Raw genomic sequence first — 24,878 nt, forward strand, 5'->3', positions numbered from 1 at the left:
CCGTGTGGACGGCCTATGTTCGCGGGTCTACCTAGCGCCACGCTTCATCCGACAGCGAGCGCACGCCTTGTCAGACCCGTTCTATTCCATGCCCGCGACCGACACGCGCGACGAACTTCTCCTGCGGATCGCGGAGACTTTGGAGCGAATGGCGCCAGCCCGGCCGCAGTCGCCGGACTTCGAGGCCGCCGACGCCTTCGTGTGGCACGCGGCCGAGAAGCGGCTCGCCCCGGTCGCGAAGGTGTCGCGGGTCGACATGGTTCTGCTCAAGGGAATCGACCGGGCGCGCGATCAACTGATCGACAACACCACCCGCTTCGCCCACGGACGGCCCGCGAACAACGCGCTGCTCTGGGGCGCGCGCGGCATGGGCAAGAGCTCGCTCGTCAAAGCCTGCCACGCGACGGTGTCCGCCGCTCTCGAGGCCGACGGGAAGCCGAAGCTCAAGCTCGTCGAGATCCACCGCGAGGACATCGAATCGCTGCCCGTGCTGATGGGCCTGCTCAGCGCCGCGCCCTTCCCGTTCCTGCTGTTCTGCGACGACCTGTCTTTCGACCTCGAGGACACCTCCTACAAGTCGCTGAAGGCGGTGCTCGACGGCGGCATCGAGGGCCGGCCGGAGAACGTGCTGTTCTACGCCACCTCCAACCGCCGCCATCTGCTTGCCCGCGAGATGATCGACAACGAGCGCTCGACCGCGATCAATCCGGGCGAGGCGGTCGAGGAGAAGGTGTCGCTGTCCGATCGCTTCGGCCTCTGGCTCGGCTTCCACCGCTGCAGCCAGGACGAATATCTGTCGATGGTCACGGGCTACGCCGAGCATTTCGGGCTGACGGTCGCCCCCGACGAACTCCGCCGCGACGCGCTCGAGTGGTCTACGACCCGCGGCTCCCGCTCGGGACGCGTGGCGTGGCAGTTCATCCAGGACCTCGCCGGACGGGCCGGGGTTTAGGGGCGGAGGGCACCGCAGTTCTGGTTTAGCGCGGCCGTCATTCCGGCCGTCGCGCCGGAATCCAGACGCGCGACGAATCCAAAGATACTCGACGGCCGAACAGCTTTCGTTTGCGCGGTCACGCGTCTGGATTCCGGCATTTCGCTTCGCTGCAGCCGGAATGACGGCGGGCATTGAGCAAATCCTAAAACGAAAAATCCCGGCGCGCTTTCGCGGCCGGGATTTTTGCTGTTCGAGGCGAACGGTCAGGCGTTCGGCAGGTGATCGAGCGGGTTGACCGAGGTCGCGCCCTTGCGGACTTCGAAATGGAGCTGAGGCGAAGTCACGTTGCCGGTGGCGCCGGATTCGGCGATCACCTGACCGCGGCGGACGCTGTCGCCGCGCTTCACGTTCAGCTTGCTGTTGTGGGCGTAGGCGGTGACCCAGCCGTTCGAGTGACGAATCAGCACCAGATTGCCGAAGCCCTTCAGCTCGCTGCCGGCGTAGGCGACGACGCCGTCGTCGGACGCCTTCACGTCGGTGCCTTCGGGAACCGCGAGGTTGATGCCGTCGTTCGAGGCGCCGCTCGTCTTGGAGCCGTAGGCCGAGATAACCCGGCCGCGCACCGGCCAGCGGAAGGACGGTCCGGTCGGCGCCGCCTCAGGAGCCGGATCGGAGGTCTTCAGGGACGCCGTCTTCACGTTGTCGTTGGACTGGGCGACCGGCTTGGACGGCGCGGCGAAGGCCTGGCTCTCCGGCTGCTGGGCCTCGACGGCGGGCTTGATCGCAGGCGCCGCCGCAGTCTTCTGGACCGCGGGCGCGGGCTTGAGCGGCGCGGGCTTGGGAGCTTCCGCCCCCTTGGCCTGCGGGCCGGTGACGAACTGCATGCGTCCCTGCTGACCGGCGGCAGGCTGCGGGCGCATCGGTTCCGGCGCGGAGCGCGGCTGGCTCTCCGGCTCGGACGCCGAGGCCATGCGCTGCGGCGCCGACGGGCCGCCGGCGCCCGAATAGACCGGGATCACCAGCTGCCGCCCGGGGCCGACGCCGTTGGCGCTCTGCAGGTTGTTGGCCTGCATGATCGCGCTCGCCGGCACGCCGTAGCGCTGCGACAGGGTGTGGATGCTCTCGCCCTGCCGGAGGGTGACGACCGAACCGCCGTCGCCCGACCAGTTTGACGACGACGCCGGCGCGCCGGCCCTGACGGGCGGCAGGGAGCCGGTGGTGCGGGGCTCGAGCGAGGAGGAGCGGTATTCCCCGTCGCCCCGCCCGCCGCCTTGTCCGCCGTCGAAGCCGCGCATCGGCCGGGCCTGTGGCCCGCTCGGCGCGCCGAGCGGCGCCCGCTCGACCCGCGCGGACGGCGCCGCCTGGATCGATCCGGTCGAGGCCGGCTCGCGCCGGGGCGTGGCCCGCGACGTCTGGTATGGGTTGGCGTCTGGGTCTCCGCCGAAGCGGAATGTGTCGGAGCTGCAGGCCCCGAGCGTGCTGGCGCCGAGAACCACCACAGCGACGCGCGCCAGAAGTTCAGAACGCAGGCACGGAACGATTTTACGCATGTTGGACACTCGCCACGTACACGACCGACATGAAGAGAGTTAAAGCGCGTTGAGGTAAACGGAGAGTTAGTGCGCTGAGCAAAAGCCACGAAGCCGCCGCAAATCTTGATCGCGGGGATAAGCGGGGATCGAGGCGTGTCGTTCTGATCCCTCCTTGCGTCGGCGGCTTCAACCGCAGAGCTCCACCGCCGGCATCGGTCCTCCGGCCAAGCCGGAGGACGACGGGAGCGAGACCCCCAACCGGGCGGACTTAATCTCGCTCTCGCAGAACGAACTCGCCGTGGTCCGGCTCGACCGGACCACCCAGGCCGGGCGTCGAACGCGAAGGCCGGGATTCCCTGTCCCCGCCCCTTCCCCCTTCTCCCGCGACGGAGGAAGGACGGAAAATCCCTCACAGCGCCTTCGCGACGCCTTGCATCAGCGGGGGCACGCGGACGGATGCGATGGTGGTCTCGTCGAGCGATCCGTCCCTGGCCTTTACGAACCGCGTCAGCCGCTGGCCCGAGCCGTCGCCGACCGGCGCGATCATGACGCCCCCGGCCTTGAGCTGGTTGAGAAGCGCAGAAGGCGGCGTCGTGACGGCGGCGGTGATCAGGATGCGCTCGTAGGGCGCGTGCGCCGCGTGGCCGAGCGCGCCGTCGGCGACGATGGCGGTGACGTTTCCGACCCCGCCGAGATCGCCCAGGCGCCGTTCGGCGTTCTCGACCAGCGTTCGCCAGCGGTCGATCGTGAACACGCGGCGCGCGAGCCGGGACAGGATCGCGGCGCAGTAGCCCGTGCCCGTCCCGATCTCGAGCACGCTGTCCAGGTCGCCGACGCCGAGCGCGTCGACCATCGTCGCGATCTGGGACGGCGATTCGAGCGTCTGTCCGCAGGCGATCGGCAGCGCGCGATCGGCGTAAGCCGCGTCGCGCAGCCGCGACGGCGCGAACTGCGAGCGGGGGATGGTCTCGAGCGCGATCAGCGTGCGGGTGTGGAGCACGCCCCGGCTGCGCAGGCCGAGCACCAGCTCCGCCCGGCGCGTGCGCTCCGCCTCGTCGATCTCTGACGCCGTCATGCCCGCCATTGCGGGCGTCCACGACTGTCTCGATATGGGGTCACTCGATGATCCAAGTCGTGGATACCCGGCTCCGCCGGGCATGACGGCCAATGGCCGGGCCCGGCCTTCGCCGACTCAGTCGGCGGCGAACACGGCCTCAAGTCCGTCGAACAGCGCCTCGTCCGTCAAGTCGATCTTGAGCGGCGTCACCGAAATCCGCCGGTCGCGGATGGCGGCGAGGTCGGTGCCCTCTCCCGCCTCGTACCGGCCGCGGCCGAAAACGATCCAGAAATAGGGATTGCCGCGACCGTCCGTGCGGGCCTCGATCTTGAGCAGCTCCTGGTTGCGCTGGCCCTGGCGCGTGACCGCCACGCCCTCGACCTCGTTCGCTTCGCAACCCGGGAAGTTGACGTTGACCAGCCGGTCGCGGGCGAAACCCGCCTTGATGATGCGCGAGACGACGTCCGCGCCATGCGCGCGCGCGGAGGCGAACATGTCGTCGATCTCGCGTTCGCGGTTGAAGTTCTGCGACAGCGCAATCGACGGGATCCCGAGCAGCGTGCCTTCGATCGCGCCCGCGATGGTGCCCGAATAGGTGACGTCCTCGGCGACGTTCTGCCCGCGGTTGACGCCGGACAGGATCAGGTCCGGCCTTATGTCGGCCAGCACGTGGCGCACGCCCATGATCACGCAGTCGCTCGGCGTGCCGCGCACCGCGAAGCGCTTTTCCCCCAGTTCGCGGAGCCGCAGCGGATCGCTGAGCGAAATCGAGTGCGACGCGCCGGACTGGTCGGTCTCCGGCGCGACGATCCAGACGTCGTCGGAGAGCTCCGACGCGATCTGCTCAAGCGCCTCGAGGCCCTCGGCGTGCACGCCGTCGTCGTTGGTGAGGAGGATTCTCATGCGGCGCGTTTCCAGCTGACGGCGCGCATGCGCGCGCGCCATGTAGAGGTGAGGATCACGACGCGCGCTCGATCGTCGTCATCCCGCCCATGTAACCCTGCAGCGCTGCGGGAATCGCGATGGAGCCGTCCGGCTGCTGGTAGTTCTCCAGCACCGCGACCAGCGCTCGACCAACGGCGACGCCGGAGCCGTTCAGCGTGTGGACGAAGCGCGTGCCCTTGCCCTCGGCCGGGCGGTAGCGGGCGTTCATGCGCCGCGCCTGGAAGTCGCCGCAGACCGAGCAGCTCGAAATCTCGCGATAGGTCTTCTGCGCGGGCAGCCAGACCTCGATGTCGTAGGTCTTGCGCGAGGAGAAGCCCATGTCGCCGGCGCAGAGCGTGATGGTGCGGAACGGCAGCTCCAGCCGCTTCAGCACTTCCTCGGCGCAAGACAGCATGCGCTCGTGCTCCTTGAGCGCCTTCTCGGGCGTGGTGATCGAGACCAGCTCCACCTTGGTGAACTGGTGCTGGCGGATCAGCCCGCGCGTGTCGCGGCCCGCGGACCCGGCTTCCGCGCGGAAGCACGGCGTGCCGGCGGTGACGCGTAAGGGGAGCTCCTCCTCGGAGAGGATCTGTTCGCGCACGAGGTTGGTGAGCGAAACTTCGGCGGTCGGGATCAGCCAGAAGTCAAAGCTCGTGCGGAACTGGTCGTCGGCGAATTTCGGCAGTTGCGCCGTGCCGAACATCGCCTCGTCGCGCACCAGAAGCGGCGGCGCGATCTCTGTGTAGCCGTGCTCGGTCGTGTGCAGGTCGAGCATGAAGCTCGCGAGCGCGCGCTCCATGCGCGCCACGCCGCCCTTCAGCACTGCGAAACGCGCGCCGGACATGCGGGCGGCGGCCTCGAAATCGATCAGCCCGAGCGCCTCGCCCAGATCGTAATGCGCCGTGGCGTTCGGCAGGTCTCGCGGGGTGCCAACGCGATGACGCTCGACGTTCGCGGTCTCGTCGGGGCCGTCCGGAACCTCGTCGAGCGGAATGTTGGGGATTTCGGCGAGCGTCGCCTGAAGTTCGTCCTCGAGCGCCTTCTGTTCGGCCTCCGCTGCCGGCGCGTCGACTTTCAGCCGTCCGACCTCCTCGATCAGGGCGGCGGCGCGCGCCTCGTCCTTCGCCGCCTTGGCCTGCCCGACTTCCTTCGACGCCGCGTTGCGGCGCTCCTGCATCGCCTGGAGGCGGCCGATGACCTCGCGCCGCTTCTCGTCGATCGCGATCACCCGCGCGCTCTGCGGCGTCAGCCCGCGCCGCGCGAGACCACGGTCGAAGCTCTCGGGATCGTCGCGGATCAGGCGGATGTCATGCATGAAGGATCGGTCCGAAAAATGATGGCGCTGATGGAGTGCGCGCTCCGACGCTTCCGGCGTCCCGAAGCGCGCGGCGGGCCAGCCCGAAGCGGCCGCGAGCCTACTCGGCGTCGCCGTCGCCGCCGGCCTTGTCCGCCTCGGCCTTCCTCTTCTCGATCATTTTGACCACGAAGATCGAGGCTTCGTAGAGAAGCACGGTCGGCACGGCAAGCGCGACCTGACTGATGACGTCGGGCGGGGTGAGGACAGCTGCGATCGCGAACACGACGACGATCGCGTAGCGGCGCTTGGAGATCAGCCAAGCCGAATCGATGAAGCCCGCGCGCGCCAGAAGCGTCAGAATCACCGGCGTCTGGAAGCAGATGCCGAAGGCGAAGATCAGCGTCATGATCAGCGAGAGATATTCGCTGGTCTTGGCGATCAGCTCGATCGAGGCGTGGCCGTCACCGCCCGCCTGCTGCATCGACAGGAAGAACCGCATCGCGAGCGGCATCGCGACGAAATAGACAAAGCCCGCCCCCATCAGGAACAGGATCGGAGTCGCGATCAGATAGGGGAAGAACGCCGAGCGCTCGTTCTTGTAGAGGCCGGGGGCGACGAACTTGTAGATCTGGGTCGCGACCAGCGGAAACGAGATGAACCCCGCGCCGAACATCGCGAGCTTGATCTGTGTGATGAAGTACTCCTGCGGCGCCGTGTATTGCAGGCGGATCGCCTCGGCGGAGCCGGCCGCGATCTCGTAGGGCACGAGCAGGATGTTGAAGATGTGCCCCGCGAAGGTGAAGCAGATCGCGAAGGCTGCGACGAAGCCGAGGATCGACTTGATCAGCCGCGACCGCAGCTCGACCAGATGCTCCATGAGCGGCGCCTTGGTGGCGTCGATGTCGGCCTGACTCAACTCACGGCTCCGGGCGGGATCGGCGGCTCGTCCGAGGGCGCGGCGATCGAAGGGTCATGGCCGTTCGCATGCGGCGCGGCGGACTGCGCCGCCTCCGGCTCGGGCGATGGAGCGGGGGCGGCGATCGCGGCCAGCTCCGCGTCGGGCTCGGGAATCGGCGCAAGCGCGGAGGGCGCGTCGGCGGCGCCTTCGGCCGCGGCTCCGGAAAGCGCGGACGGCGCAGGCGTCGCGGCGCCGGCCAATGCGCCGCGGATCTCGTCGCGCGCCATTTTGAACGGATCGCGCGCGCTCACCATTTTCGAGGCGGTGTTCTTGATGCCCGTCAGGTCCTTGGCGACGTCGTCGAGCTCGGCCTCGCGCAGGGCCTCGTTGAACTGGGTCTGGAAGTCGCCGGCCATCCGGCGCAGCGTCGCAACCGTCTTGCCGATGGTGCGCAGCAGCGGCGGCAGGTCCTTCGGACCGACGACCACGAGCGCGACCACCGCGACGACGAGAAACTCAGACCAGGCGATGTCGAACATGGAAAAGCCCGCCGGCGGGCGACGCGTGGGGACGGCGCGTCAGACGCAAGCCGTCCCGGCGGAGCTCGTGCTGATTAAGACTGACGACCGTCGACGCTGCTGACGTTCGGACGGATCGGCTGCTCGGCGGGGCGGTTCTCGATCGTCTGGGGCCCGCGATGCTGCGACATGCCCTCGGCGACGTCGTCGTCCTCGGCCATGCCCTTCTTGAAGCTTTTGATGCCCTTGGCGAAATCGCCCATAATGTCCGAGATCTTGCCCCGGCCGCCGAACAGCAGCAGGACGAGCACGCCGACGATCAGCCAGTGGGTGATGCTCATGACATTTCCTCTCGGTCGGCCGGGCGGCCGCTTTCAGGGGATCGACGCGCGGCGACGAAATCCGTTCGACGTGACCGGAAACTAGGTCCAGCCCGCAGCGAACACAAGGACTTCCCATGAGGCGGGGCGTCACGTGCCCGTCAGGCGCGGCCCGTGTCCCGGCGCGGCGTCACTCGTTCTCCTCGTCCCGCGGGAGCGCGTCCTCATCGTCCAGCGGCTCCTCGTCCTCGGTCAGCGCGTCGTGGTCGACCGGCGGCGGCAGGTCGAGGCCGGGGGGAAGGCGGGCGTCGAGCAGGCCCGCGGCCTTGAGCTCGGCCAGCCCCGGCAGATCCGACACCTGCTCCAGCCCGAAATGGTCGAGAAATCCTGGCGTGGTGCCGAAGGTCACGGGCCGTCCCGGCGCCTTCCGGCGGCCGCGGAGGCGGATGAAGCCCGCCTCCAGCAGCGTTTCCAGCGTGTTCCGCGACGTCGCGACGCCGCGAATGTCCTCGATCTCGGCGCGGGTCGCGGGCTGGTGATAGGCGATGATCGCGAGAGTCTCGACGGCGGCGCGCGACAGCTTCCTCACCTCGCGCGCGCCGTCGGCGACGGTCGCGGCCACGTCCGGCGCGGTGCGGAACGCCCAGGCGGAACCGACCCGGCGCAGGTTCACCCCGCGCGGCGCGTAGTCCTCGGCCAGCGCCCGAAGCGCCAGACGGAAGTCGGCGCCTTCGGGCAAGCGGGCGGCGAGCGCCCTTTCCTCGACCGGTTCGGGGGATACGAACAGCAAGGCTTCGAGGATTCGCATGTGCAGCGGGTCGATCGCCGCGCGTTGCTGCGCGGTCAGACGGCCGTCGAAGCCCTCGACGGGGAAGAGCGGGGCGTCCTCGCGGGCGTTCACGGCTCGGTCTTCCGGGGCGACACCAGCGCGAGCGGCGCGCCGCTCCGCACGAACAGCGGTCCGAATTCGCGGTCCTGCCGAAGCTCCACCCTGCCCTCGCGGGCGAGCTCAAGCGAAGCGCCGAAGCCTGTCGCGAGCACGCTTGCGCGCATCTCCGGCGTCATGAAGCGCAGCAGCAGCGCGTCGAGCCGCGCCCAGTCGGCGGAGCGGCCGACAAGCCTCTCGAGCGCGGAGCGGGCTTCCGCCAGCGTCCAGGTCGGACGCCGCGCGACGGTGACGGCCGTCTTCAGCGAGCGGGTGCGCTGGCGCGCGTAGGCCGAGAGCAGATCGTACAGCGTCGCGGTCCACAGCGGCGGAGCGTCCGCGGCCCCGGTCGGTCCGGCCCCGCGCGGAAACACGTCGCGGTCGAGCAACGCGCGGTCGAGCAGCGCCGCGCCCGCCTTGCGCATCGCCTCCAGCCTGCGGAGCCGAAAGGCGAGCGCGGCGGCGACGATTTCGGGCGGGACCTCGTCGTCCTCGACGGGAGCGTCGGGCACCAGCAGGCGGGATTTGAGGTAGGCGAGCCAGGCGGCCATCACGAGATAGTCGGCGGCGAGGTCCAGCCGCTCGGCGCGGGCGGCTTCGACGAAGGCGAGATACTGCTCGGCGAGTTCGAGGATCGAGATCCGCGCGAGGTCGACCTTCTGCCGCCGGGCGAGATCGAGCAGCAGGTCGAGCGGTCCTTCGAAACCGTCGAGATCGACGACGAAGGCGCCGCCCTCATGCGGCGGGCGCTCGTCCGCCTCGAAGGGCGGCGGTTCGTCGAGGGTTCGCTCGGCCACAGGCGACAAAAGCCTCCGGCGGCGTCAGGCGCTCTCGAGGAGGCGGTCGCGCGCGTCGCGCAGGCCCGCGACGTCGACCTCGCCCACCGGCGAAAGCATCTTCGCGGCGCGCTCCGCCCGTTCGGCCGAGCGCCCCTCGAGCCGCGGCGCCGCCGCCGCGACCTCCAGCATTTCGCCCATGGCGCCGTTGCAATGCAAGGCGATGTCGCAACCTGCCGCGAGGGCCGACGCCGCCGACGCGCCGACGCCGCCCGAAAGCGCCTTCATCGAGAGGTCGTCGGTGAGCAGCAGCCCGTCGAAGCCGATCAGTCCGCGGATGATCTCGGAGATCACGATCGGCGACAGCGTCGCGGGCCGGTCCGGGTCGATCGCCTCGAACACGATATGGCCCGTCATGCCGACGGGCGCCGATTTCAGCGCCTCGAACGGCCGGAAGTCGGTCGCCTCGAGAGTCGCGCGGTCGGCCGCGACGCGCGGCAGGTGGTAATGGCTGTCGACGGTCGCGCGGCCGTGGCCGGGCATGTGCTTGATGACCGGCAGCACGCCGCCCGCGAGCATCCCTTCGACGACGGCGAGCCCGAGCGCCGCGACGCCCTCGGCGTCGCCGGCATAGGCCCGGTCGCCGATCGCCTGCGTCATGCCGTCCGCCGGCAGATCGAGCACGGGCAGGCAGTCGACCGTGATTCCGAGGCTCGCAAGCTCCGCCGCCATCAGCTCGGCGCCGAGCCGCGCGGCTTCGACGCCCGCGCTTCTATCCCGATCGTAGAGAAGGCCGTAGCGCGCGGCGGGCGGATGTCCGAGCGCGAGCGGCGGACGGATGCGCTGGACGCGGCCGCCTTCCTGGTCGATCAGCACGGCGGCGTCGTCACGCCCGACGGCGTCGCGGAAATCGGCGCAGAGCGCGCGGATCTGCTCGGCCGAGACGACGTTGCGGCCGAACAGGATCAGCCCCCAGGGCTCGGCGTCCCGGAAGAACGCGCGCTCGTCCGCGGTGAGTTCGGCGCCGGAACATCCGGACACGAAGGCGCGCGTCGCCATCAAAGACCTTTCGGGAAGGAAATGAGCCGGGAGCCCGGTCCGGCGCGGCGATCGGCGCGGCAGGCCCCTCGCCCGACGCGGGTGGCGTCATGTCGACCTCTCCCCGCCGGGGAGAGGCGTAGCCGGCGCCTCCCTTTCCCTCTCCCGCGGGGAGAGGTCGAAAGCCTCAGTTCCGCGAGACCACGCAGTCGCCGCCGGCGGCGCGCAGGTTGGTGCAGACGGTCGAGGCGTCGGCGCTGGAGCCGAACGGCCCGACCCGGACGCGGTAGTAGGTGCCGCGATCGGCGACCGTCGCAGGCTGGATCGAGGCCTGATAGCTCCCCAGCACCTGCGGAAATTTCTTCTGCAGGGATGCGTAGGCGTTGCGGGCGTCCTGCTCGCTCCGCTGCGAGGTGACCTGCACCACGAAGCCGCCGCCTGCGGTCGCGCGGGCCGGCGCGGCGGCGCCGGCGGGCGCCGGAGCGCGCGGGGTCACGGCCGCCACCTGCTGCGGCTCGGAGCGCTGCGGAGCCGGCTTCGGCGCGGCGGGCTGGACGGGCGCGGCCGGCTTCGACGCCGCCTGAGCGGGCTTGGGAGCGGCGGCGAGCTTCGGTTCGGCCGGCTTCGGCGCCGGGGCGCGCGGCGCAGGAGCCGCGCCGCCGTCCATGATGCCGTCGTCGAATTCGCTCGAGGCCTGAGGCTGCCCGGTGCGCGCGAGATCGGCGATCGGATCGGTGGACGGCCTGCCGGCCGAGGCGACCTCGGTCGGAGCGGCGACCGGCGCGTCCGGGCGGATCGTCATCGTCTTCACGCGCCGAGGCTCGTCGCCCGCCGTCGCAGGGGCCTGCGTGCCGGCGGACGCGGTCCCGCCCGGCAGGATGATGCGCGCGCCATCGGAGTGCGGAGCGGCCGACGCCGAGGCCGGCAGCTCGACCGGCTCCTCTTCGCGCGAGACCACCTTGGACTTCTGCTGCCCGTCGGCGTCGACGCGGTCATAGACCGCCTTGTTCTGCTGGGGCGCCTCGTCCGCATTGTCGGGCACGGTCTTCACGGGATCGGAATCGGCCCTGATCAGCGGCGGCTCGCCGCTGAAGCTGTGGCCGCCGAACGCCTTGTAGCCCACCGCGCCGACCGCGCCGACGACGGCCACCGCGAGCACGGTGCCCAGCATGACGAGGCCGCCGTTGCGGCCCGACTTCAGACGCGGCGGGTTCGGCTCGTAATAGAGCGGAGCTCCGTTGTCGTCGTAGCCGTAGGGCTCGTCGGGGTTCGGCGCATAGGCGCGCGGATCGTAGGGGTGCTCGACCTCGTCGGCGTAGCGCTGCTGGTCGGCGTAATACTGCTGCTCGTCGGCCGTGTAATGCTGGCCCGGACGCAGCGCGTAGTCGTCGTAGCTGGCGTCGTAGCCGCCCTGCTGTCCGCCGGCCGCGCCGCGCTTGATCGCCTGATTCTGCATGTCACCGGTCTCCGCACGTCTCTCGACCGACGGGCGGGACGCAAGGACCGTCGGTCCTCGACGGCGCCTGACGCCTCACCGCATCTCGTCGGGAGCCGTGACCCCCAAAATACCGAGTCCCGAGCTGAGCACCAATACGAGGGCTCTCACCAGGGCCAATCGGGCATGCGACGACAATGGATTGTTTTCCATAATGAACCGTAAATCGGGCGAATCCTTGCCGCGGTTCCAGTGGGCGTGGAATTCGCTCGCGAGCTCGTGGAGGAAGAACGCGATGCGGTGCGGCTGGCGCGCCGCCGCGGCCTGTTCGACCGCCCGCGGCCAGGCCGCGATCTTGCGGACGAGCGCGAGTTCGCCTGGATCGCCGAGCTGGGAGAAGTCGGTCGCAGCCGTCGGCTCTCCGTGCATCTCGAGGCCCTTGCGCAGGATCGACTGCATCCGGGCGTGCGCGTACTGGACGTAGAACACGGGGTTGTCGCGCGACTGCTCGGTCACTTTCGCGAAATCGAAGTCGAGCACGGCGTCGTTCGAGCGGAACAGCATCATGAAGCGCACCGCGTCGCGGCCGACCTCGTCGACCACGTCACGCAGCGTCACGAAGTCGCCCGCGCGCTTCGACATCCGCACTGGCTCCCCGGCCCGGAACAGCCGCACCAGCTGGCAGAGCTCGACGCTGACCTTGGCCTCGCCGCCCGAAAGCGCCCGGCCGACGGCCTGAAGCCGCTTCACGTAGCCGCCGTGGTCGGCGCCCAGCACGAACACCATCTCGGAGAAGCCGCGCTCGAACTTCGAGCGGAAATAGGCGACGTCGGCCGCGAAGTAGGTGTAGGAGCCGTCCGACTTCATCAGCGGCCGGTCGACGTCGTCGCCGAAATCGGTCGCGCGGAACAGCGTCTGCTCGCGCTCCTCCCAGTCGTCCGGCAGTTCGCCCTTGGGCGGCGCGAGCACGCCCTCATAGACCAGGCCCTGCTTGCGCAGGTCCTCGACCGCCTGGACGATCAGGCCGCCCTGCCCGTGCAGCGTGCGCTCGGAGAAGAACACGTCGTGCTTGATGTTGAGGGCCGCGAGATCGTCCCGGATCATCGCCATCATGGCGTCGATCGTGGCGTCGCGGACCAGCGGCAGCCATTCGGCCTCCGGCATCGCCTTCAGCGCCGGCCCGTGCTCGGCCGCAAGCTTCGCGCCGATCGGCTTGAGGTAATCGCCGGGATAGAGGCCGTCGGGAATCGCGCCGATGTCCTCGCCGAGCGCCTCGCGGTAACGGAGAAACGCGGAACGGGCGAGCACGTCCACCTGGGCGCCGGCGTCGTTGATGTAATATTCGCGCGTGACATCGTCGCCGGCGAAGGCGAGCAGGTTGGCGAGCGAATCGCCGAACACCGCGCCGCGGCAATGACCGACATGCATCGGGCCGGTCGGATTGGCCGAGACGTATTCGACGTTGACCTTCGCGCCGCTCGCGGCCATCCGCCCGTAATCGGCGCCGGCCTCGAGCGCGGATTGCAGCGCGCGCCGCCAGAAGGCGTCGGTCAGCGTCATGTTCACGAAGCCGGGTCCGGCGACCGAGGCCGCCGCCACGTCCGGATCGGCGCCGAGCCGGGCGGCGATCGTCTCGCCGAAGTCGCGGGGCTTGAGGCCGAGCTCCTTCGACAGCACCATCGCGGCGTTGGTCGCGAGGTCGCCATGGCTCGGATCGCGGGGCGGCTCGACGACGACGCGGGACAGGTCGGGCAGGCGCCCGATCGCGCCTTCGGCTGCTAGCGCCTCGAGGATCGAGCGCAGGCGCGCGGCGAAATCGGCGAAGACGTTCATGGGATTTCCGGCAACGGCTGAGGGTCCGGCGGCTAACGCAATTCCGGGGTCGCGTCAAACAAACGTCGGTGTTCGGTGAGCGCGTAGCGGTCGGTCATGCCGGCGATGAAGTCGGCGACCGCCCGGGCGTGGCCGGTCTCGCCGCCGCGGCCGGCCTCCCTCGCCCATTCGGCCGGAAGCGCCGCAGGGTCCGCGAAATACCGGTCGAACAGATCGCTTACGACGCCGGCCGCTTCCGCCATCACGCGGTCGACCTGGGCGTGGCGGTACATCCGCGCGGTGAGCAGCCGCTTCACCCCGCGCTCCGCCTCGGCAATCGGATCGGAGAACGCGATCATCGCCCGCCCCGCGCCGCGCACCGCGTCGACGTCGGGCGGCGCCAGGGCGTCGATGCGACCGGCGCTCTCGGCGATCGCATCCTCCACCAGCCGGGTGATGACGCGGCGGACGACCTCCGGCCCGCGGCGATCCTCGTCGAGGCCGGGATGACGGGCGTCGACCTCGGCCAGGATGTCGGCGAGCAGCGGGTCGTCGGCGAGTTCGTCGAGCGTGAAGAGGCCCGCCCGCAGACCGTCGTCGATGTCGTGGGCGTCGTAGGCGATGTCGTCGGCGATCGCCGCCGCCTGCGCCTCCGCGGTGGCGTGCCCCTCCAGCGGCACGCCCGCACGAGCCGTGACCTCCGCCATCGCAGCGCTGGCGGGACGCGGGCCGCCGACCAGCGGGCCATTGTGCTTGGCGACGCCTTCCAGCGACTCGAAGGTGAGGTTCAGCCCGTCGAACTCGGCGTAGCGCCGCTCGAGCCGCGTCAGGACGCGCAGCGACTGCGCGTTGTGGTCGAAGCCGCCATAGGCCGCCATCCGCGCGTCGAGCGCCCGCTCTCCGGAATGGCCGAACGGCGCGTGGCCGAGGTCGTGGGCGAGCGCCACGGTCTCGGCGAGATCCTCGTCGAGGCCGAGCGCCCGAGCGATCGAGCGCGCGATCTGGGCGACCTCGAGCGTATGGGTCAGCCGTGTCCGGAAGTGATCGCCCTCGTGATAGACGAAGACCTGGGTCTTGTGCTTCAGCCGCCGGAACGCGGTCGAATGCAGCACGCGGTCGCGATCCCGCTGGAACTCGGTCCGGGTCGGGCTCGACGCCTGCGCCAGCGCCCGTCCGCGGGTCGCCAGAGGATCGGCGGCGTAGCGGGCCCGCGGCCTCATGATCCAGCGCGTGACGTCCAAGCCCTCGAACTCCCTGGCCTAGGCGTTTCGGCCAACCGCCGCGTCATGCCCGGCGGAAGCCGGCATCCATGACTTGGATCGTCAAGCGCTCCGGCCTGAACAGAAATCGTGGATACCCGCGAAGGCGGGCATGACGAAGTGATTCCTCTTGAAGCGCTGTAAGCGCCCCACGTTGACCCCGGCTGCGGCCGTGCTTACCTCTCAAGGCGAAGAACAGGCAACGGCTCTCCCTGCCGGCCTTTCAAACTTGAAGAGGGTCGCGACCCGCCATGAGCGTCGACGCCATCTCCCCCGTCGAGACCGCCCCCGTGCTCGTCACCGACCGCGCGGCCGAGCGCATCCGCGAAATTCTCGCCCATGAGAGCTCAGGCTCCATGCTGAGGGTGAGCGTGCTTGGCGGCGGCTGCTCGGGATTTTCCTACGATTTCGGCTTCGACACCCAGAGCCAGCCGGACGATCTCGTGATCGCCCGCGACGGCGCGACCGTGCTGATAGACGCGGTGTCGCTGCCGTTCCTCGCGGGCTCGCAGATCGACTTCGTCGACGAGCTGATCGGGGCGTCGTTCAAGATCACCAATCCGAACGCGACGGCCTCCTGCGGCTGCGGGACGAGCTTCTCCGTCTAACGGACGGCCTCGACCCCTGATTCTCTCGGCATACTCGTCATCTCCGCCTGACGGACGGCCGCGCGGCGAGCGTGTCGATCGCCGGATTGGCGGCTCCGGGCGCGGCGCATATCGGCAAGGTTGAACCCGACCCGATCTCCCCGGTCGAGGCGGGCTCGCGGCCCGTCGCTGTCCGGCCTCAGGCTACAATAGAACTTTTCAATCAAACGACTGGCCACAACCTGCGTCGTTTCGCGCGTGCCGCAAATCGATGTTCGCACTAGAAAAAGCCGCCCGGACAGTCCAAGTGTCTGTGGCGGCGGATGGTTTGCGCTTTCCGCCGTTGCCCTCCTAGGGCGTTTCCTCCCTATACTTGGCCGCCCGCCTCGCGGGCGGCCTTTTTTTCGTCTATGGGCGTAAAAACGCATGGGAGACGCCGCGCAGATGCAGATTGCGACCTGGAACGTCAATTCGGTGAAGTCGCGTCTCGATCTGCTGCTGCGGTGGCTCGACGAGGCCCGACCCGACCTGGTCTGTCTCCAGGAGATCAAATGCCTGGACGAGGCGTTCCCGACCGCCGCCATCGAGGACGCCGGCTACTCGGTCGCCGTGCATGGGCAGAAGACCTACAACGGCGTCGCCCTGCTCTCGCGCTTCCCGCTCGAGGACGTCACGCGCGGCCTTCCCGGCGACGAGAGCGACGAGCAGGCCCGGTACATCGAGGCCGTGGTCTCGACGCCCGGCGGCGCGGTCCGCGTCGGCGGCGTCTACCTCCCGAACGGCAACCCGGTCGACAGCCCGAAATACGGCTACAAGCTCGGTTTCATGGAGCGGCTGCGCGCCCATGCGGCGGAGCGGTTGCTGCTGGAGGAGCCGTTCGTGCTGGCGGGCGACTTCAACGTGATCCCGGAAGCGCGCGACGCCAGACGCCCCGAGGCATGGGTCGGCGACGCGCTCTATCTTCCGGACACCCACGCCGCATGGCGGCGGCTGCTCGCGCTCGGCCTGACCGACGCGCTGCGCGCCTCGGACGACGAGGGCGGCGTCTATACGTTCTGGGACTACCAGGCGGGCGCCTGGCAGAAGGACAACGGCATCCGCATCGACCACCTTCTGCTGTCGCCGCAGGCAGCCGACCGCCTGCTCGGCGTCCGCATCGACAGGCATGTCCGCAGCTGGGAGCGCCCGTCCGACCACGTGCCGGTGGTGGCCGAGCTCGCCGTGTGAGAAGCGCCGCCGGGAGGTCCGCGGCGTTTTGTGTCGCCCGGTCGACCAGACGCCGCGCAGGGACGCCCGACCCGGCCCGTTGAAGCGTTACCGTCATCGACCGGGCGTGGCCTTCCGTTGAACTCGCTTCCCCCAAAGCCCCTTCTCACCCGCCGCGGCGCCATCGGCGCGCTCGCCGCGGCGCCCGCGGCAGTCGCGGTCTCGGCCCCGACGCCCGCGGAGGCGGGTCCGGGGGTCTGCATTCTCGCGCCGCAGGCGGTTGAGGGGCCGTTCTACTTCGACCCCGCTTTGATGCGCTCCGACATCGCGGAGGGACTGCCCGGCGTGCCTCTGGAGCTGCGGCTGCAACTGATCGAGGCCGCCGATTGCGCGCCGACGCCCGGCGTTCGCATCGACGTCTGGCACGCCGACGCCGGCGGCCGCTATTCCGGCTACGCCGGGATGGGCGCTCCGGGCGCCGGCCCGTCGACCGGCGAGACCTTCATGCGCGGCGCGCAGATTTCGGGGCCGGACGGCGGCGTCACGTTCCGCACGGTCTATCCCGGCTGGTATCGGGGCCGCACGCCGCACATCCACGTCAAGGCCTTCATAGACGGCCGCAACGTGCTGACGACGCAGCTCTATTTTCCAGACGCGCTCAGCGAATACATCTACGAGAAGGTCGCGGCCTATTCGGGCCGGGGCTCCACGCGCGACACCACCAACAAGACCGACGGGGTGCTCGCCGACACTCATGACGGCCGGGCGACCTTCGTCTATCTTCGCGAGGAGAGCGACCGCTATGTCGCGGCGCTGACGATCGCTGTCGATCGCCGCGCGACGCCGCCCGTAGAGCACAGGCCGCCTCCCCCGCCGCCGGGCGATCGCCGGGGCCCTCCGCGGCCCGGAGACCGTCGCGGGCCGCCGCCCGGCGAAGGCATGGGCGCAGTCAAGGCGCGGCCGTCGGGGCCGCTGGTGCCGGGCGAGCAGTCGTGAAGCCGCACGTAACCACGACGTCATGCCCGGCGAAGCGGGTATGACGGCTTCAGCGGTCTTTGTTCCACGCGGCGACGTAAGCCTGCGCCGTTTCCTGGTCCTCGGCCGAGGCCTCAGCCTCCGCCTCCCGGTAGAGGTCGCCGATCCACTTGTCGTTCGGGCCGGCGGCGGCGTTGGCGAGAGTCAGCCACATCAGGCCGCGGGCGCGCTGGCGCGGCACCTGCAGGCCGTTGAACAGCATGTGGCCGAGCACGGCCTGGGCCTCGCGCTGGCCCTTGTTGGCGGCGAGGCCGAGCCAGCGGGCCGCCTGCCGCGGATCCTTTTCGCCGTCCGGCCCGTCGATATACATCCGCGCCAGATTGTACTGGGCGTCCGGGTCGCCGAAATACGACGCGGCGTAGGAGAACATCTCGCGGGCGCGGGCGGCGTCGGGCTTGATCTGGCTGTTCGGGATGCCGTCGAGATAGTAGTTGCCGAGCGCGACGAACGAGTTGGCGACGAAGCGCGACTGGTCGGTATAGGGCTCGTCGTCGGCGTGGGCGTTGGCGACCTGGGTGAAGTAGTCGAACGCCTTGACGTCGTCGCGGTCGACGCCGTCGCCCTCGGCGTACATCCGGGCGAGCTTCCACTGGGCCATGGCGTGGCCGAGCCTGGCCGCGTCGAGCAGCGAGGTCACGGCCGCCGCCTTGTCGCCGGCCATGTAGGCGCGCGCGCCGGTCTGGAAGGCCTGATAGGCGGAGGACTGCTCCTTCTTCGAAGGCGCGCCCTCGAAGGCGCGCGCCCCGCCGGCGGCGAACAGCGTAATCCCTACGGCCGCGACCGCGGCGATGCGCTCATACGTCAGCATAGGCGCGCCGTTCGAACTGACCGCCGGGATGGGTCACGGCGCCATAGCGCGCGGGGCCGACGCCCTGCCCGTATTTCCAGAGCGCGCCCGAGCCGAAGCCGTTATCGCGCGGTTTCCAGTCCCGCCGCCTGATGTCGAGCTCCTCGTCGGTGAGCGCGACCTCGATGGTGCCGGCGACGGCGTCGATCGAGATGACGTCGCCGTCGCGGACGAGGCCGATCGGCCCGCCGACCGCGGCCTCCGGACCGACATGGCCGATGCAGAAGCCGCGGGTGGCGCCGGAGAAGCGCCCGTCGGTGATCAGCGCGACCTTGTCGCCCATGCCCTGCCCGTAGAGCGCGGCGGTGGTCGAGAGCATCTCCCGCATGCCGGGGCCGCCCTTCGGCCCCTCGTAACGGATGACGAGGACCTCACCTTCCCTGAAGGTCTTCGAGGAGACGGCCTCGAAGCATTCCTCCTCGCTGTCGAAGCAGCGGGCGGGGCCGGAAAACTGCTGGGTCTTCATGCCGGCGACCTTCACGATCGCGCCGTCCGGGGCGAGGTTGCCGCGCAGGCCGACCACGCCGCCGGTCTTCGTCAGCGGCTTATTCGCAGGCAGCACGACGTCCTGGTCCGCGTTCCAGCGGACCTTTTCCATGTTTTCGGCGATGGTCCGTCCGGTGACTGTCAGACAGTCTCCGTGAAGAAAACCATGGTCGAGAAGAGTCTTCATGAGCAGCGGCACGCCGCCAACTTCGAACAGGTCTTTGGCGACATAACGGCCGCCCGGCTTCAAGTCCGCCACATATGGGGTGCGCCGGAAGATCTCCGCGACGTCGAACAGGTCGAATTCGATGCCGGCCTCATGCGCCAGCGCCGGCAGATGCAGAGACGCGTTGGTCGAGCCGCCGGAGGCCGCGACCACCGTCGCAGCGTTCTCCAGCGCCTTTCGGGTGACGATGTCGCGGGGGCGGATGTTGCGGGCGATCAGCTCCATGATCATCTCGCCGGCCGTCATGCAGAACCGGTCGCGGATCTCGTAAGGCGCGGGCGCGCCCGCCGAATACGGCAGCGCAAGGCCGATGGCCTCGGACACCGTCGCCATGGTGTTCGCCGTGAACTGGGCGCCGCAGGCGCCGGCCGACGGGCACGCCGCCTGCTCGATCTCGTCGAGGTCCTCGTCGGACATCGCGTTGACCGAGTGCTTGCCGACCGCCTCGAACACGTCCTGGATGGTGATCGGCTGGCCGCGGAACGAGCCCGGCAGGATCGAGCCGCCATAGATGAAGATCGACGGCACGTTGAGGCGGACCATCGCCATCATCATGCCCGGCAGCGACTTGTCGCAGCCCGCGAGCCCGACCAGCGCGTCGTAGCAATGGCCGCGCATGGTGAGCTCGACCGAGTCCGCGATCACCTCGCGGGAGGCGAGCGAGGACTTCATGCCTTCATGGCCCATCGCGATGCCGTCGGTGACGGTGATGGTGCAGAACTCGCGCGGCGTGCCGTGCGCGGCCGCGACGCCCTTCTTCACCGCCTGCGCCTGGCGCATCAGCGAGATGTTGCAGGGCGCGGCCTCGTTCCAGCATGAGGCGACGCCGACCAGCGGCTGATGGATCTGGGCCTTGGTCAGACCCATCGCATAGAGGTAGGAGCGGTGCGGCGCGCGGGACGGGCCCTCGGTGACGTGCCGGCTCGGAAGCTTCGTCTTATCGAAAACCTGTCCGTCCATTACCCGCCCAAATCCCCCGGGGCGAAACGCACCCCTTACGTCGCTCCGGCGAGACTTTCGCGACAACCGAGGCCGGCTTTTTCTTGTGCCGGCCAGAACTGCCCGAACGCGCGCGGCCTGCTGATTTTGGAACGTCCCGGCCCCCCGGCCCGGCTATTAACCAAGATCGCGATGTCTTTCAGCAGGTTACATTCGTAAGTGTCGGGGCTTTGTGGCGTAATGGCGGCGATTAGCCTCACCGCGCCGCCCCCGACGACGGGCGACGGCTCATATGTTGCGCTTATGCAACGGGGCTCGCGGCGACCCTCGGAGGGTCGCCGGACGGCGTCAGGTCGAGTATCCCGTCGAGCAGCGCCATCTGTCGCGGCAGGCAGACGCTGGCGAGGTCGTAGTTCGCGACGGCGAAGGCGCGCGCCGCCCGGCGCATGGCGCCGAGGCTTTCGCGCTCGGCCAGCGTCTGCACGACCAGATCGCTCAAGCCGGCCACGTCGAAGAAGTCGAACAGCCGCCCGGTCACGCCGTCCTCGACCACTTCGCGCACCGGCGGCGTCGAGGACGCCACGATCAGGCACTCCGCCGCCATCGCCTCGAGCAGCGACCAGGACAGCACGAAGGGATAGGTCAGATAGACGTGGGTCGACGACACCTGCAGCATCGCGATGAAATCGGGCTTCGGGATGTTTCCCACGAAATGGACGCGGGACATGTCCAGCCGGTCGCGCACCTCGTCGAGGAAGACGCCCTTCCAGGTCTTCCCGTCGGGCGCGCGCCGGCCGTAGGAGACGCCGTCGCCGCCGACGATCACGACCTCCGCGTTTGGCCGCCGCCGCATGATCTCCGGCAGCGCCCGCATGAAGATGTGGTAGCCGCGATAGGGTTCGAGCTGGCGGTTGACGAAGGTGATGACCTCGTCGCGGGGCCGCAGCGTCCTGCCCGTTCCGGGAATCTCGAAGCGCGCGTTCGGCTTCGGGCTGGCCGCGACCGTGTCGACCCCGTCATGGATCACCCTGATGCGGTCCCACAGCATCTCGGGGTGCTGGCGTTTCTGCCATTCGGTCGGGGAGAGGCCGAGATCGGCGCTCGCAAGCGAGGTCAGCATGCCGGCGTTCTTGGTGCGGACCCGGAACGCCGCGCGGAGCCCCGCGTCCGGAAACTCCGGGTCGAAGCCGACGTCGGAGCCCGAGTGGTTGTAGAAGAACTCGCTGTAGACGAGATGCTTCGCGTTCGGGAACATGTCGCGCGCGAACAGCGTCTCGCCCCAGCCGGAATGGCCGACGACCAGCGCCGGGTCGACCTTCGCCTCCTGCTTCAGCTTCTGCATGGCGCTCGCCGCGAGCTCGCCGCGCACGATGTCGGTCACGAAGCGTTCGGCGAGCGGATGGCCGGCGCGCGGCGGGTTCGGGGGAAGGCGGTAGGCGGCGAGCGATATCCCCGGCCGCATCTTGGCCGTCGGCCCGCCGACCGCGAACACCCGCACCCCCGGCCGCCGCGCGAGCGCGGCTGCGGTGTGGACGAACTGTCCGGGGAAGTTGTTGTGGATGAAGACGACGTCCACGCAGCGCGCCCCCGGCCGGTTTCTCCCAGAGGATCGGTTGGCGCCGGGCGGTTGTCAAAGCGCGGTTGTGGGGACCATCGGCCTCGCGTCAGGCGTCCTCGGCGATGGTCACGCCCTGCCCTTCGGGCATATCGCCCGCCTTCGCCGGCAAGCGCCTGATCTGCTCGACGCGGGCGTCCGGAGGCCCCGCCCGGCAGGCTTCAGCGAACCCGTCGAGGCGCTCCTCCGGACCCGCCAGCACCGCCTCGACCGAGCCGTCCGCGCGGTTCCGCACGAAGCCGCGCAGGCCCAGCCCCTCGGCGGTCGCCCGCGCCCATTTGCGGTAGAACACGCCCTGGACGAGGCCTGTGATCTCGAAGCGTTCGACAGACTGACCCATCTATCCTACGACCGTTGTCTCAACGCTGATCGCGAGTATGAGCCCGTATGATCGCCTTAAACGCCATCTCTTTGGCAACTCGACCGATCAGGATGTTTTTCAACCAAGAGCCCGGCGGTCAAGGCACTTGTTTTTTGTGGCGTCGACAGCAACGCACTTTTCTCGTTACCGCTCTTCATAATCTTACAGGACAAGACATTGATTCTGGAGCGACACTTGACAAAGAACGCGGACTACGTCCGAACCATCTTATAATTGGACATACTAATTTTAGCGGAATTATCGACGAAACTGACATTGAGCTTTATTATGATGGCATGCCAGTATGGTTTACTCATCAATCAAATAACAAAATCGATATTGCTGCAATCGAGGTCAAAAACTACATTTTTAGCCACCTCCAGTCTATCAACGAAATTGCACAAAGGGACATAATATTAGATATTGGCGCAGATGTTTTTACTATCGGGTATCCTTTTTTTACCAGAACCATTGCCCCAATTTGGAAACGAGGAACGATTGCTGCCGAGATCGCTACACAAAAACATACCGAGGGCTTTGACATCATCGATACCGCTACATTACCTGGAATGTCTGGTTCTCCAGTCGTTTTTCGCGGGATTAACTACAGAACGAGAGACTCTCAAATTATGACGACGCAGCCCGTGACTAAACTTATGGGCGTTTATTCCGGCCGCTTATTTTCCGAAGATAAGAGTAAAACTGATACACAGCTAGCCCGTGTTTGGCCGGAGCGGTTTATTAATCAAATCATTCATGCCGAAAGGAAGGACCAGACAACGGTAATGCCATGATTCAATACGCCAGTAGGACGCTCACGCGAACTCGAGGATCACGGCGTCGACCGCGAGGCTGTCGCCGGCCTTGACGTTGATCTTCTCGATCACGCCGTCGCGCTCGGCGCGGAGCACGTTCTCCATCTTCATGGCCTCGACGACGGCGAGCGTCTCGCCGGCCTTGACCTCCTGCCCCTCGGTCACCGCGAGCGAGACGACGAGCCCCGGCATCGGGCAGAGCAGCAGCTTCGAGGTGTCGGGGACGACGCGTTCCGGCATCATCGCGAGCAGCTCGGCGATGCGCTCGCCATGGACGCGGGCGTAGACCGCGACGCCGCGGTGGGCGATGTCGTAGCCATAGACGCTCTGGCGCTTGCGCACCTGCGCCCAGATCTTCCTGCCGTCGATCTCGCCCGCCCAGACCGGCTCGCCCGGCCGCCATCCGGTGACGACGCGCCGCGCCGCGGTCTCCTTGGCGGAGTCGTCCAGCGTGCGGACGATCACGGCGTCGCCGTCGAGGCTGGTCTCGACGCGGGTGGGCTCGCCGTCGAGCAGCACGGTGCGCAGCCGCTCCTTGGTGGCCGCGCCCTTGCGGAGCTGGTTGGAGATCTCGCGCCGCCGCTCCTGGGTCAGCCAGTCGATCTGGGCCGCGATCGCGACCAGCGTCTCGGCGATCTCGCCCTGCGCTTTACGCGGCGCGAAGCCGTCCGGAAACTCTTCCGCGATGAAGCCGGTCGAGAGCCTGGCCTCGCGCCAGCGCGGATGCTCCATCAGCGCGGTGAGGAACGGGATGTTGTGCTGGATGCCGTCGATCCCGAAGGCGTCGAGCGCCGCCCCCTGCGCCTCGATCGCCGACAGGCGGTCCGGCCCGTGGGTGACGAGCTTCGCGATCATCGGGTCGTAGAACATCGAGATCTCGCCACCCTCGACGACGCCGGTGTCGTTGCGCACCGTGATCCCGTTCTCGCTCGACTCCGCCGGCGGTCGATAGGCGGTGAGGCGCCCGATCGAGGGCAGGAAGTTACGGTACGGGTCCTCGGCGTAGACCCGGCTCTCGATCGCCCAGCCGGTGAGCTTCACGTCCTCCTGGCGGATGGCGAGCTTTTCGCCATAGGCGACGCGGATCATCTGCTCGACGAGGTCGACGCCGGTGACGAGCTCGGTCACCGGATGCTCGACCTGCAGGCGGGTGTTCATCTCCAGGAAGTAGAACGACTTGTCCTGCCCCGCGACGAACTCGACGGTGCCCGCCGAATCGTAGCCGACCGCCTTCGCCAGCGCGACGGACTGCTCGCCCATCGCCTTGCGGGTGGCCTCGTCGAGCAGCGGGGACGGCGCCTCCTCGACGACCTTCTGGTTGCGGCGCTGGATCGAGCATTCGCGCTCGCCGAGGTAGATGACGTTGCCGTGCTTGTCGCCGAGAACCTGGATCTCGATGTGGCGCGGGTTGACGATGAACTTCTCGATGAAGACGCGGTCGTCGCCGAAGGAGGACTTGGCCTCCGAACGCGAGGCGCGAAAGCCTTCCGCGACGTCGTCCGCGGAGTGGGCGATGCGCATGCCCTTGCCGCCGCCGCCGGCCGAGGCCTTGATCATCACGGGATAGCCGATCTCGTCGGCGACGCGCACCGCGTCCTCGACGGTCTCGATCACGCCGAGATTGCCGGGGACGGTCGAGACGTTGGCCGCGGCGGCCGCCTTCTTCGACTCGATCTTGTCGCCCATCGCCTCGATGGCGTGGCTGTTCGGGCCGATGAACACGATCCCCTCCGCCGCGAGCGCCGTCGGGAACGCCGCGCGCTCCGACAGGAAGCCGTAGCCGGGGTGGACCGCCTCGGCGCCGGTCTGCTTGCAGGCGGCGATGATCTTGTCGATCAGCAGGTAGGACTGCGCCGCGGCCGGCGGACCGATGTGGACGGCCTCGTCCGCCATCTCGACGTGCAGCGCGTCCTTGTCGGCGTCGGAATAGACCGCGACGGTCTTGATGCCCATGCGGCGGGCGGTCTTGACGACGCGACAGGCGATCTCGCCGCGGTTGGCGATCAGGATCTTCTTGAACATTCGGACGGACCGCT

Annotated in this window: 23 protein-coding genes; 5 read left to right on the forward strand and 18 right to left on the reverse strand. The window is 68.7% G+C overall.

The window, feature by feature from the left end:
- Window positions 1–88 precede the first annotated feature (88 nt).
- The gene (locus tag PKE75_RS05980; protein WP_271167852.1) at window positions 89–952 is read left to right on the forward strand and encodes an ATP-binding protein; all 864 of its coding nucleotides are present in this window, start codon (window positions 89–91) and stop codon (window positions 950–952) included.
- A 245-nt stretch (window positions 953–1,197) separates the two neighbouring features.
- On the opposite strand, the gene PKE75_RS05985 is transcribed toward PKE75_RS05980, so the two are convergent.
- The 13 genes from PKE75_RS05985 to PKE75_RS06045 form a co-directional block, all read right to left on the reverse strand.
- Window positions 1,198–2,484: a peptidoglycan DD-metalloendopeptidase family protein gene (locus tag PKE75_RS05985; RefSeq protein ID WP_271167793.1), complete on the reverse strand. Its 1,287-nt coding sequence runs from the start codon at window positions 2,482–2,484 to the stop codon at window positions 1,198–1,200.
- A gap of 391 nt (window positions 2,485–2,875) precedes the next feature.
- Complete coding sequence (locus tag PKE75_RS05990; RefSeq protein WP_271167794.1) at window positions 2,876–3,550, reverse strand: protein-L-isoaspartate(D-aspartate) O-methyltransferase; 675 nt, start codon at window positions 3,548–3,550, stop codon at window positions 2,876–2,878.
- A gap of 108 nt (window positions 3,551–3,658) precedes the next feature.
- The gene (gene surE, locus PKE75_RS05995) at window positions 3,659–4,426 is read right to left on the reverse strand and encodes a 5'/3'-nucleotidase SurE (RefSeq protein WP_271167795.1); all 768 of its coding nucleotides are present in this window, start codon (window positions 4,424–4,426) and stop codon (window positions 3,659–3,661) included.
- A 55-nt stretch (window positions 4,427–4,481) separates the two neighbouring features.
- Window positions 4,482–5,762 carry a serine--tRNA ligase gene (serS, locus tag PKE75_RS06000; RefSeq protein WP_271167796.1) on the reverse strand — a complete coding sequence of 427 codons (1,281 nt, stop codon included), beginning with the start codon at window positions 5,760–5,762 and terminating at the stop codon, window positions 4,482–4,484.
- A 100-nt stretch (window positions 5,763–5,862) separates the two neighbouring features.
- The gene (gene tatC, locus PKE75_RS06005) at window positions 5,863–6,660 is read right to left on the reverse strand and encodes a twin-arginine translocase subunit TatC (protein WP_271167797.1); all 798 of its coding nucleotides are present in this window, start codon (window positions 6,658–6,660) and stop codon (window positions 5,863–5,865) included.
- Window positions 6,657–7,181, reverse strand: coding sequence for a Sec-independent protein translocase protein TatB (tatB, locus tag PKE75_RS06010; protein ID WP_271167798.1), 525 nt, complete (start codon window positions 7,179–7,181; stop codon window positions 6,657–6,659). The genes tatC and tatB overlap by 4 nt, the downstream gene beginning before the upstream one ends.
- A 74-nt stretch (window positions 7,182–7,255) precedes the next feature.
- Window positions 7,256–7,501 carry a twin-arginine translocase TatA/TatE family subunit gene (locus tag PKE75_RS06015; protein ID WP_271167799.1) on the reverse strand — a complete coding sequence of 82 codons (246 nt, stop codon included), beginning with the start codon at window positions 7,499–7,501 and terminating at the stop codon, window positions 7,256–7,258.
- Between the two features lie 169 nt (window positions 7,502–7,670).
- Entirely contained in the window at window positions 7,671–8,381 is a 711-nt protein-coding gene (gene scpB, locus PKE75_RS06020; protein WP_428979110.1) for an SMC-Scp complex subunit ScpB, read from the reverse strand.
- Window positions 8,378–9,202, reverse strand: a complete 825-nt coding sequence (locus tag PKE75_RS06025; protein ID WP_271167800.1) for a segregation and condensation protein A — start codon at window positions 9,200–9,202, stop codon at window positions 8,378–8,380. Before PKE75_RS06025 ends, scpB begins: the two co-directional genes overlap by 4 nt.
- A 24-nt stretch (window positions 9,203–9,226) precedes the next feature.
- The gene (nagZ, locus tag PKE75_RS06030) at window positions 9,227–10,240 is read right to left on the reverse strand and encodes a beta-N-acetylhexosaminidase (RefSeq protein WP_271167801.1); all 1,014 of its coding nucleotides are present in this window, start codon (window positions 10,238–10,240) and stop codon (window positions 9,227–9,229) included.
- Between the two features lie 166 nt (window positions 10,241–10,406).
- On the reverse strand, window positions 10,407–11,675 hold the full coding sequence (locus tag PKE75_RS06035) for an SPOR domain-containing protein (RefSeq protein ID WP_271167802.1): 1,269 nt from the start codon (window positions 11,673–11,675) through the stop codon (window positions 10,407–10,409).
- Between the two features lie 75 nt (window positions 11,676–11,750).
- Window positions 11,751–13,487: an arginine--tRNA ligase gene (gene argS / locus PKE75_RS06040; protein WP_271167803.1), complete on the reverse strand. Its 1,737-nt coding sequence runs from the start codon at window positions 13,485–13,487 to the stop codon at window positions 11,751–11,753.
- Between the two features lie 32 nt (window positions 13,488–13,519).
- Window positions 13,520–14,707 carry a deoxyguanosinetriphosphate triphosphohydrolase gene (locus PKE75_RS06045; RefSeq protein WP_428979111.1) on the reverse strand — a complete coding sequence of 396 codons (1,188 nt, stop codon included), beginning with the start codon at window positions 14,705–14,707 and terminating at the stop codon, window positions 13,520–13,522.
- A gap of 269 nt (window positions 14,708–14,976) precedes the next feature.
- Between PKE75_RS06045 and erpA the strand changes: the two genes are divergently transcribed.
- The 3 genes from erpA to PKE75_RS06060 all read left to right on the forward strand — a co-directional run bounded on the left by erpA (window position 14,977) and on the right by PKE75_RS06060 (window position 17,514).
- A complete protein-coding gene (erpA, locus tag PKE75_RS06050) occupies window positions 14,977–15,333 on the forward strand; it encodes an iron-sulfur cluster insertion protein ErpA (protein WP_271167804.1) in 357 nt (118 codons plus the stop codon).
- A gap of 423 nt (window positions 15,334–15,756) precedes the next feature.
- Window positions 15,757–16,539: an exodeoxyribonuclease III gene (xth, locus tag PKE75_RS06055; RefSeq protein ID WP_271167805.1), complete on the forward strand. Its 783-nt coding sequence runs from the start codon at window positions 15,757–15,759 to the stop codon at window positions 16,537–16,539.
- Window positions 16,540–16,656: 117 nt separating this feature from the next.
- Entirely contained in the window at window positions 16,657–17,514 is an 858-nt protein-coding gene (locus PKE75_RS06060) for an intradiol ring-cleavage dioxygenase (protein ID WP_271167806.1), read from the forward strand.
- 49 nt (window positions 17,515–17,563) lie between these two features.
- Here the strand turns inward: PKE75_RS06060 and PKE75_RS06065 are convergent, their stop codons facing one another.
- The 4 genes from PKE75_RS06065 to PKE75_RS06080 form a co-directional block, all read right to left on the reverse strand.
- The gene (locus PKE75_RS06065) at window positions 17,564–18,361 is read right to left on the reverse strand and encodes a tetratricopeptide repeat protein (protein ID WP_271167807.1); all 798 of its coding nucleotides are present in this window, start codon (window positions 18,359–18,361) and stop codon (window positions 17,564–17,566) included.
- Window positions 18,348–20,072, reverse strand: a complete 1,725-nt coding sequence (gene ilvD, locus PKE75_RS06070) for a dihydroxy-acid dehydratase (protein WP_271167808.1) — start codon at window positions 20,070–20,072, stop codon at window positions 18,348–18,350. Before ilvD ends, PKE75_RS06065 begins: the two co-directional genes overlap by 14 nt.
- 280 nt (window positions 20,073–20,352) lie before the next feature.
- Window positions 20,353–21,627, reverse strand: a complete 1,275-nt coding sequence (locus PKE75_RS06075; protein ID WP_271167809.1) for a glycosyltransferase — start codon at window positions 21,625–21,627, stop codon at window positions 20,353–20,355.
- Window positions 21,628–21,715: 88 nt separating this feature from the next.
- Window positions 21,716–22,006 carry an acylphosphatase gene (locus tag PKE75_RS06080; RefSeq protein ID WP_271167810.1) on the reverse strand — a complete coding sequence of 97 codons (291 nt, stop codon included), beginning with the start codon at window positions 22,004–22,006 and terminating at the stop codon, window positions 21,716–21,718.
- A 47-nt stretch (window positions 22,007–22,053) separates the two neighbouring features.
- On the opposite strand from PKE75_RS06080, the gene PKE75_RS06085 reads away from it, so the two are divergent.
- Window positions 22,054–22,821 (forward strand): S1 family peptidase, encoded by a 768-nt coding sequence (locus PKE75_RS06085; RefSeq protein WP_271167811.1) that lies wholly within the window; start codon window positions 22,054–22,056, stop codon window positions 22,819–22,821.
- 21 nt (window positions 22,822–22,842) lie between these two features.
- Here the strand turns inward: PKE75_RS06085 and PKE75_RS06090 are convergent, their stop codons facing one another.
- Entirely contained in the window at window positions 22,843–24,864 is a 2,022-nt protein-coding gene (locus PKE75_RS06090) for an acetyl-CoA carboxylase biotin carboxylase subunit (RefSeq protein WP_271167812.1), read from the reverse strand.
- Window positions 24,865–24,878: the final 14 nt, after the last annotated feature.

Origin of the sequence: Hansschlegelia plantiphila (assembly GCF_027922265.1) — a bacterium.
GTDB lineage: Bacteria > Pseudomonadota > Alphaproteobacteria > Rhizobiales > Methylopilaceae > Methylopila > Methylopila plantiphila.

Bases quoted from the DNA above. Each gene is read 5' to 3' on its own strand.
- PKE75_RS05980 (WP_271167852.1), top strand. From the start codon at position 89: ATGCCCGCGACCGACACGCGCGACGAACTTCTCCTGCGGATCGCGGAG.
- PKE75_RS05985 (WP_271167793.1), bottom strand. From the start codon at position 2,484: ATGCGTAAAATCGTTCCGTGCCTGCGTTCTGAACTTCTGGCGCGCGTC.
- PKE75_RS05990 (WP_271167794.1), bottom strand. From the start codon at position 3,550: ATGGCGGGCATGACGGCGTCAGAGATCGACGAGGCGGAGCGCACGCGC.
- surE (WP_271167795.1), bottom strand. From the start codon at position 4,426: ATGAGAATCCTCCTCACCAACGACGACGGCGTGCACGCCGAGGGCCTC.
- serS (WP_271167796.1), bottom strand. From the start codon at position 5,762: ATGCATGACATCCGCCTGATCCGCGACGATCCCGAGAGCTTCGACCGT.
- tatB (WP_271167798.1), bottom strand. From the start codon at position 7,181: ATGTTCGACATCGCCTGGTCTGAGTTTCTCGTCGTCGCGGTGGTCGCG.
- PKE75_RS06015 (WP_271167799.1), bottom strand. From the start codon at position 7,501: ATGAGCATCACCCACTGGCTGATCGTCGGCGTGCTCGTCCTGCTGCTG.
- nagZ (WP_271167801.1), bottom strand. From the start codon at position 10,240: ATGGCGACGCGCGCCTTCGTGTCCGGATGTTCCGGCGCCGAACTCACC.
- PKE75_RS06035 (WP_271167802.1), bottom strand. From the start codon at position 11,675: ATGCAGAATCAGGCGATCAAGCGCGGCGCGGCCGGCGGACAGCAGGGC.
- argS (WP_271167803.1), bottom strand. From the start codon at position 13,487: ATGAACGTCTTCGCCGATTTCGCCGCGCGCCTGCGCTCGATCCTCGAG.
- erpA (WP_271167804.1), top strand. From the start codon at position 14,977: ATGAGCGTCGACGCCATCTCCCCCGTCGAGACCGCCCCCGTGCTCGTC.
- xth (WP_271167805.1), top strand. From the start codon at position 15,757: ATGCAGATTGCGACCTGGAACGTCAATTCGGTGAAGTCGCGTCTCGAT.
- PKE75_RS06065 (WP_271167807.1), bottom strand. From the start codon at position 18,361: ATGCTGACGTATGAGCGCATCGCCGCGGTCGCGGCCGTAGGGATTACG.
- ilvD (WP_271167808.1), bottom strand. From the start codon at position 20,072: ATGGACGGACAGGTTTTCGATAAGACGAAGCTTCCGAGCCGGCACGTC.
- PKE75_RS06080 (WP_271167810.1), bottom strand. From the start codon at position 22,006: ATGGGTCAGTCTGTCGAACGCTTCGAGATCACAGGCCTCGTCCAGGGC.
- PKE75_RS06085 (WP_271167811.1), top strand. From the start codon at position 22,054: ATGATCGCCTTAAACGCCATCTCTTTGGCAACTCGACCGATCAGGATG.
- PKE75_RS06090 (WP_271167812.1), bottom strand. From the start codon at position 24,864: ATGTTCAAGAAGATCCTGATCGCCAACCGCGGCGAGATCGCCTGTCGC.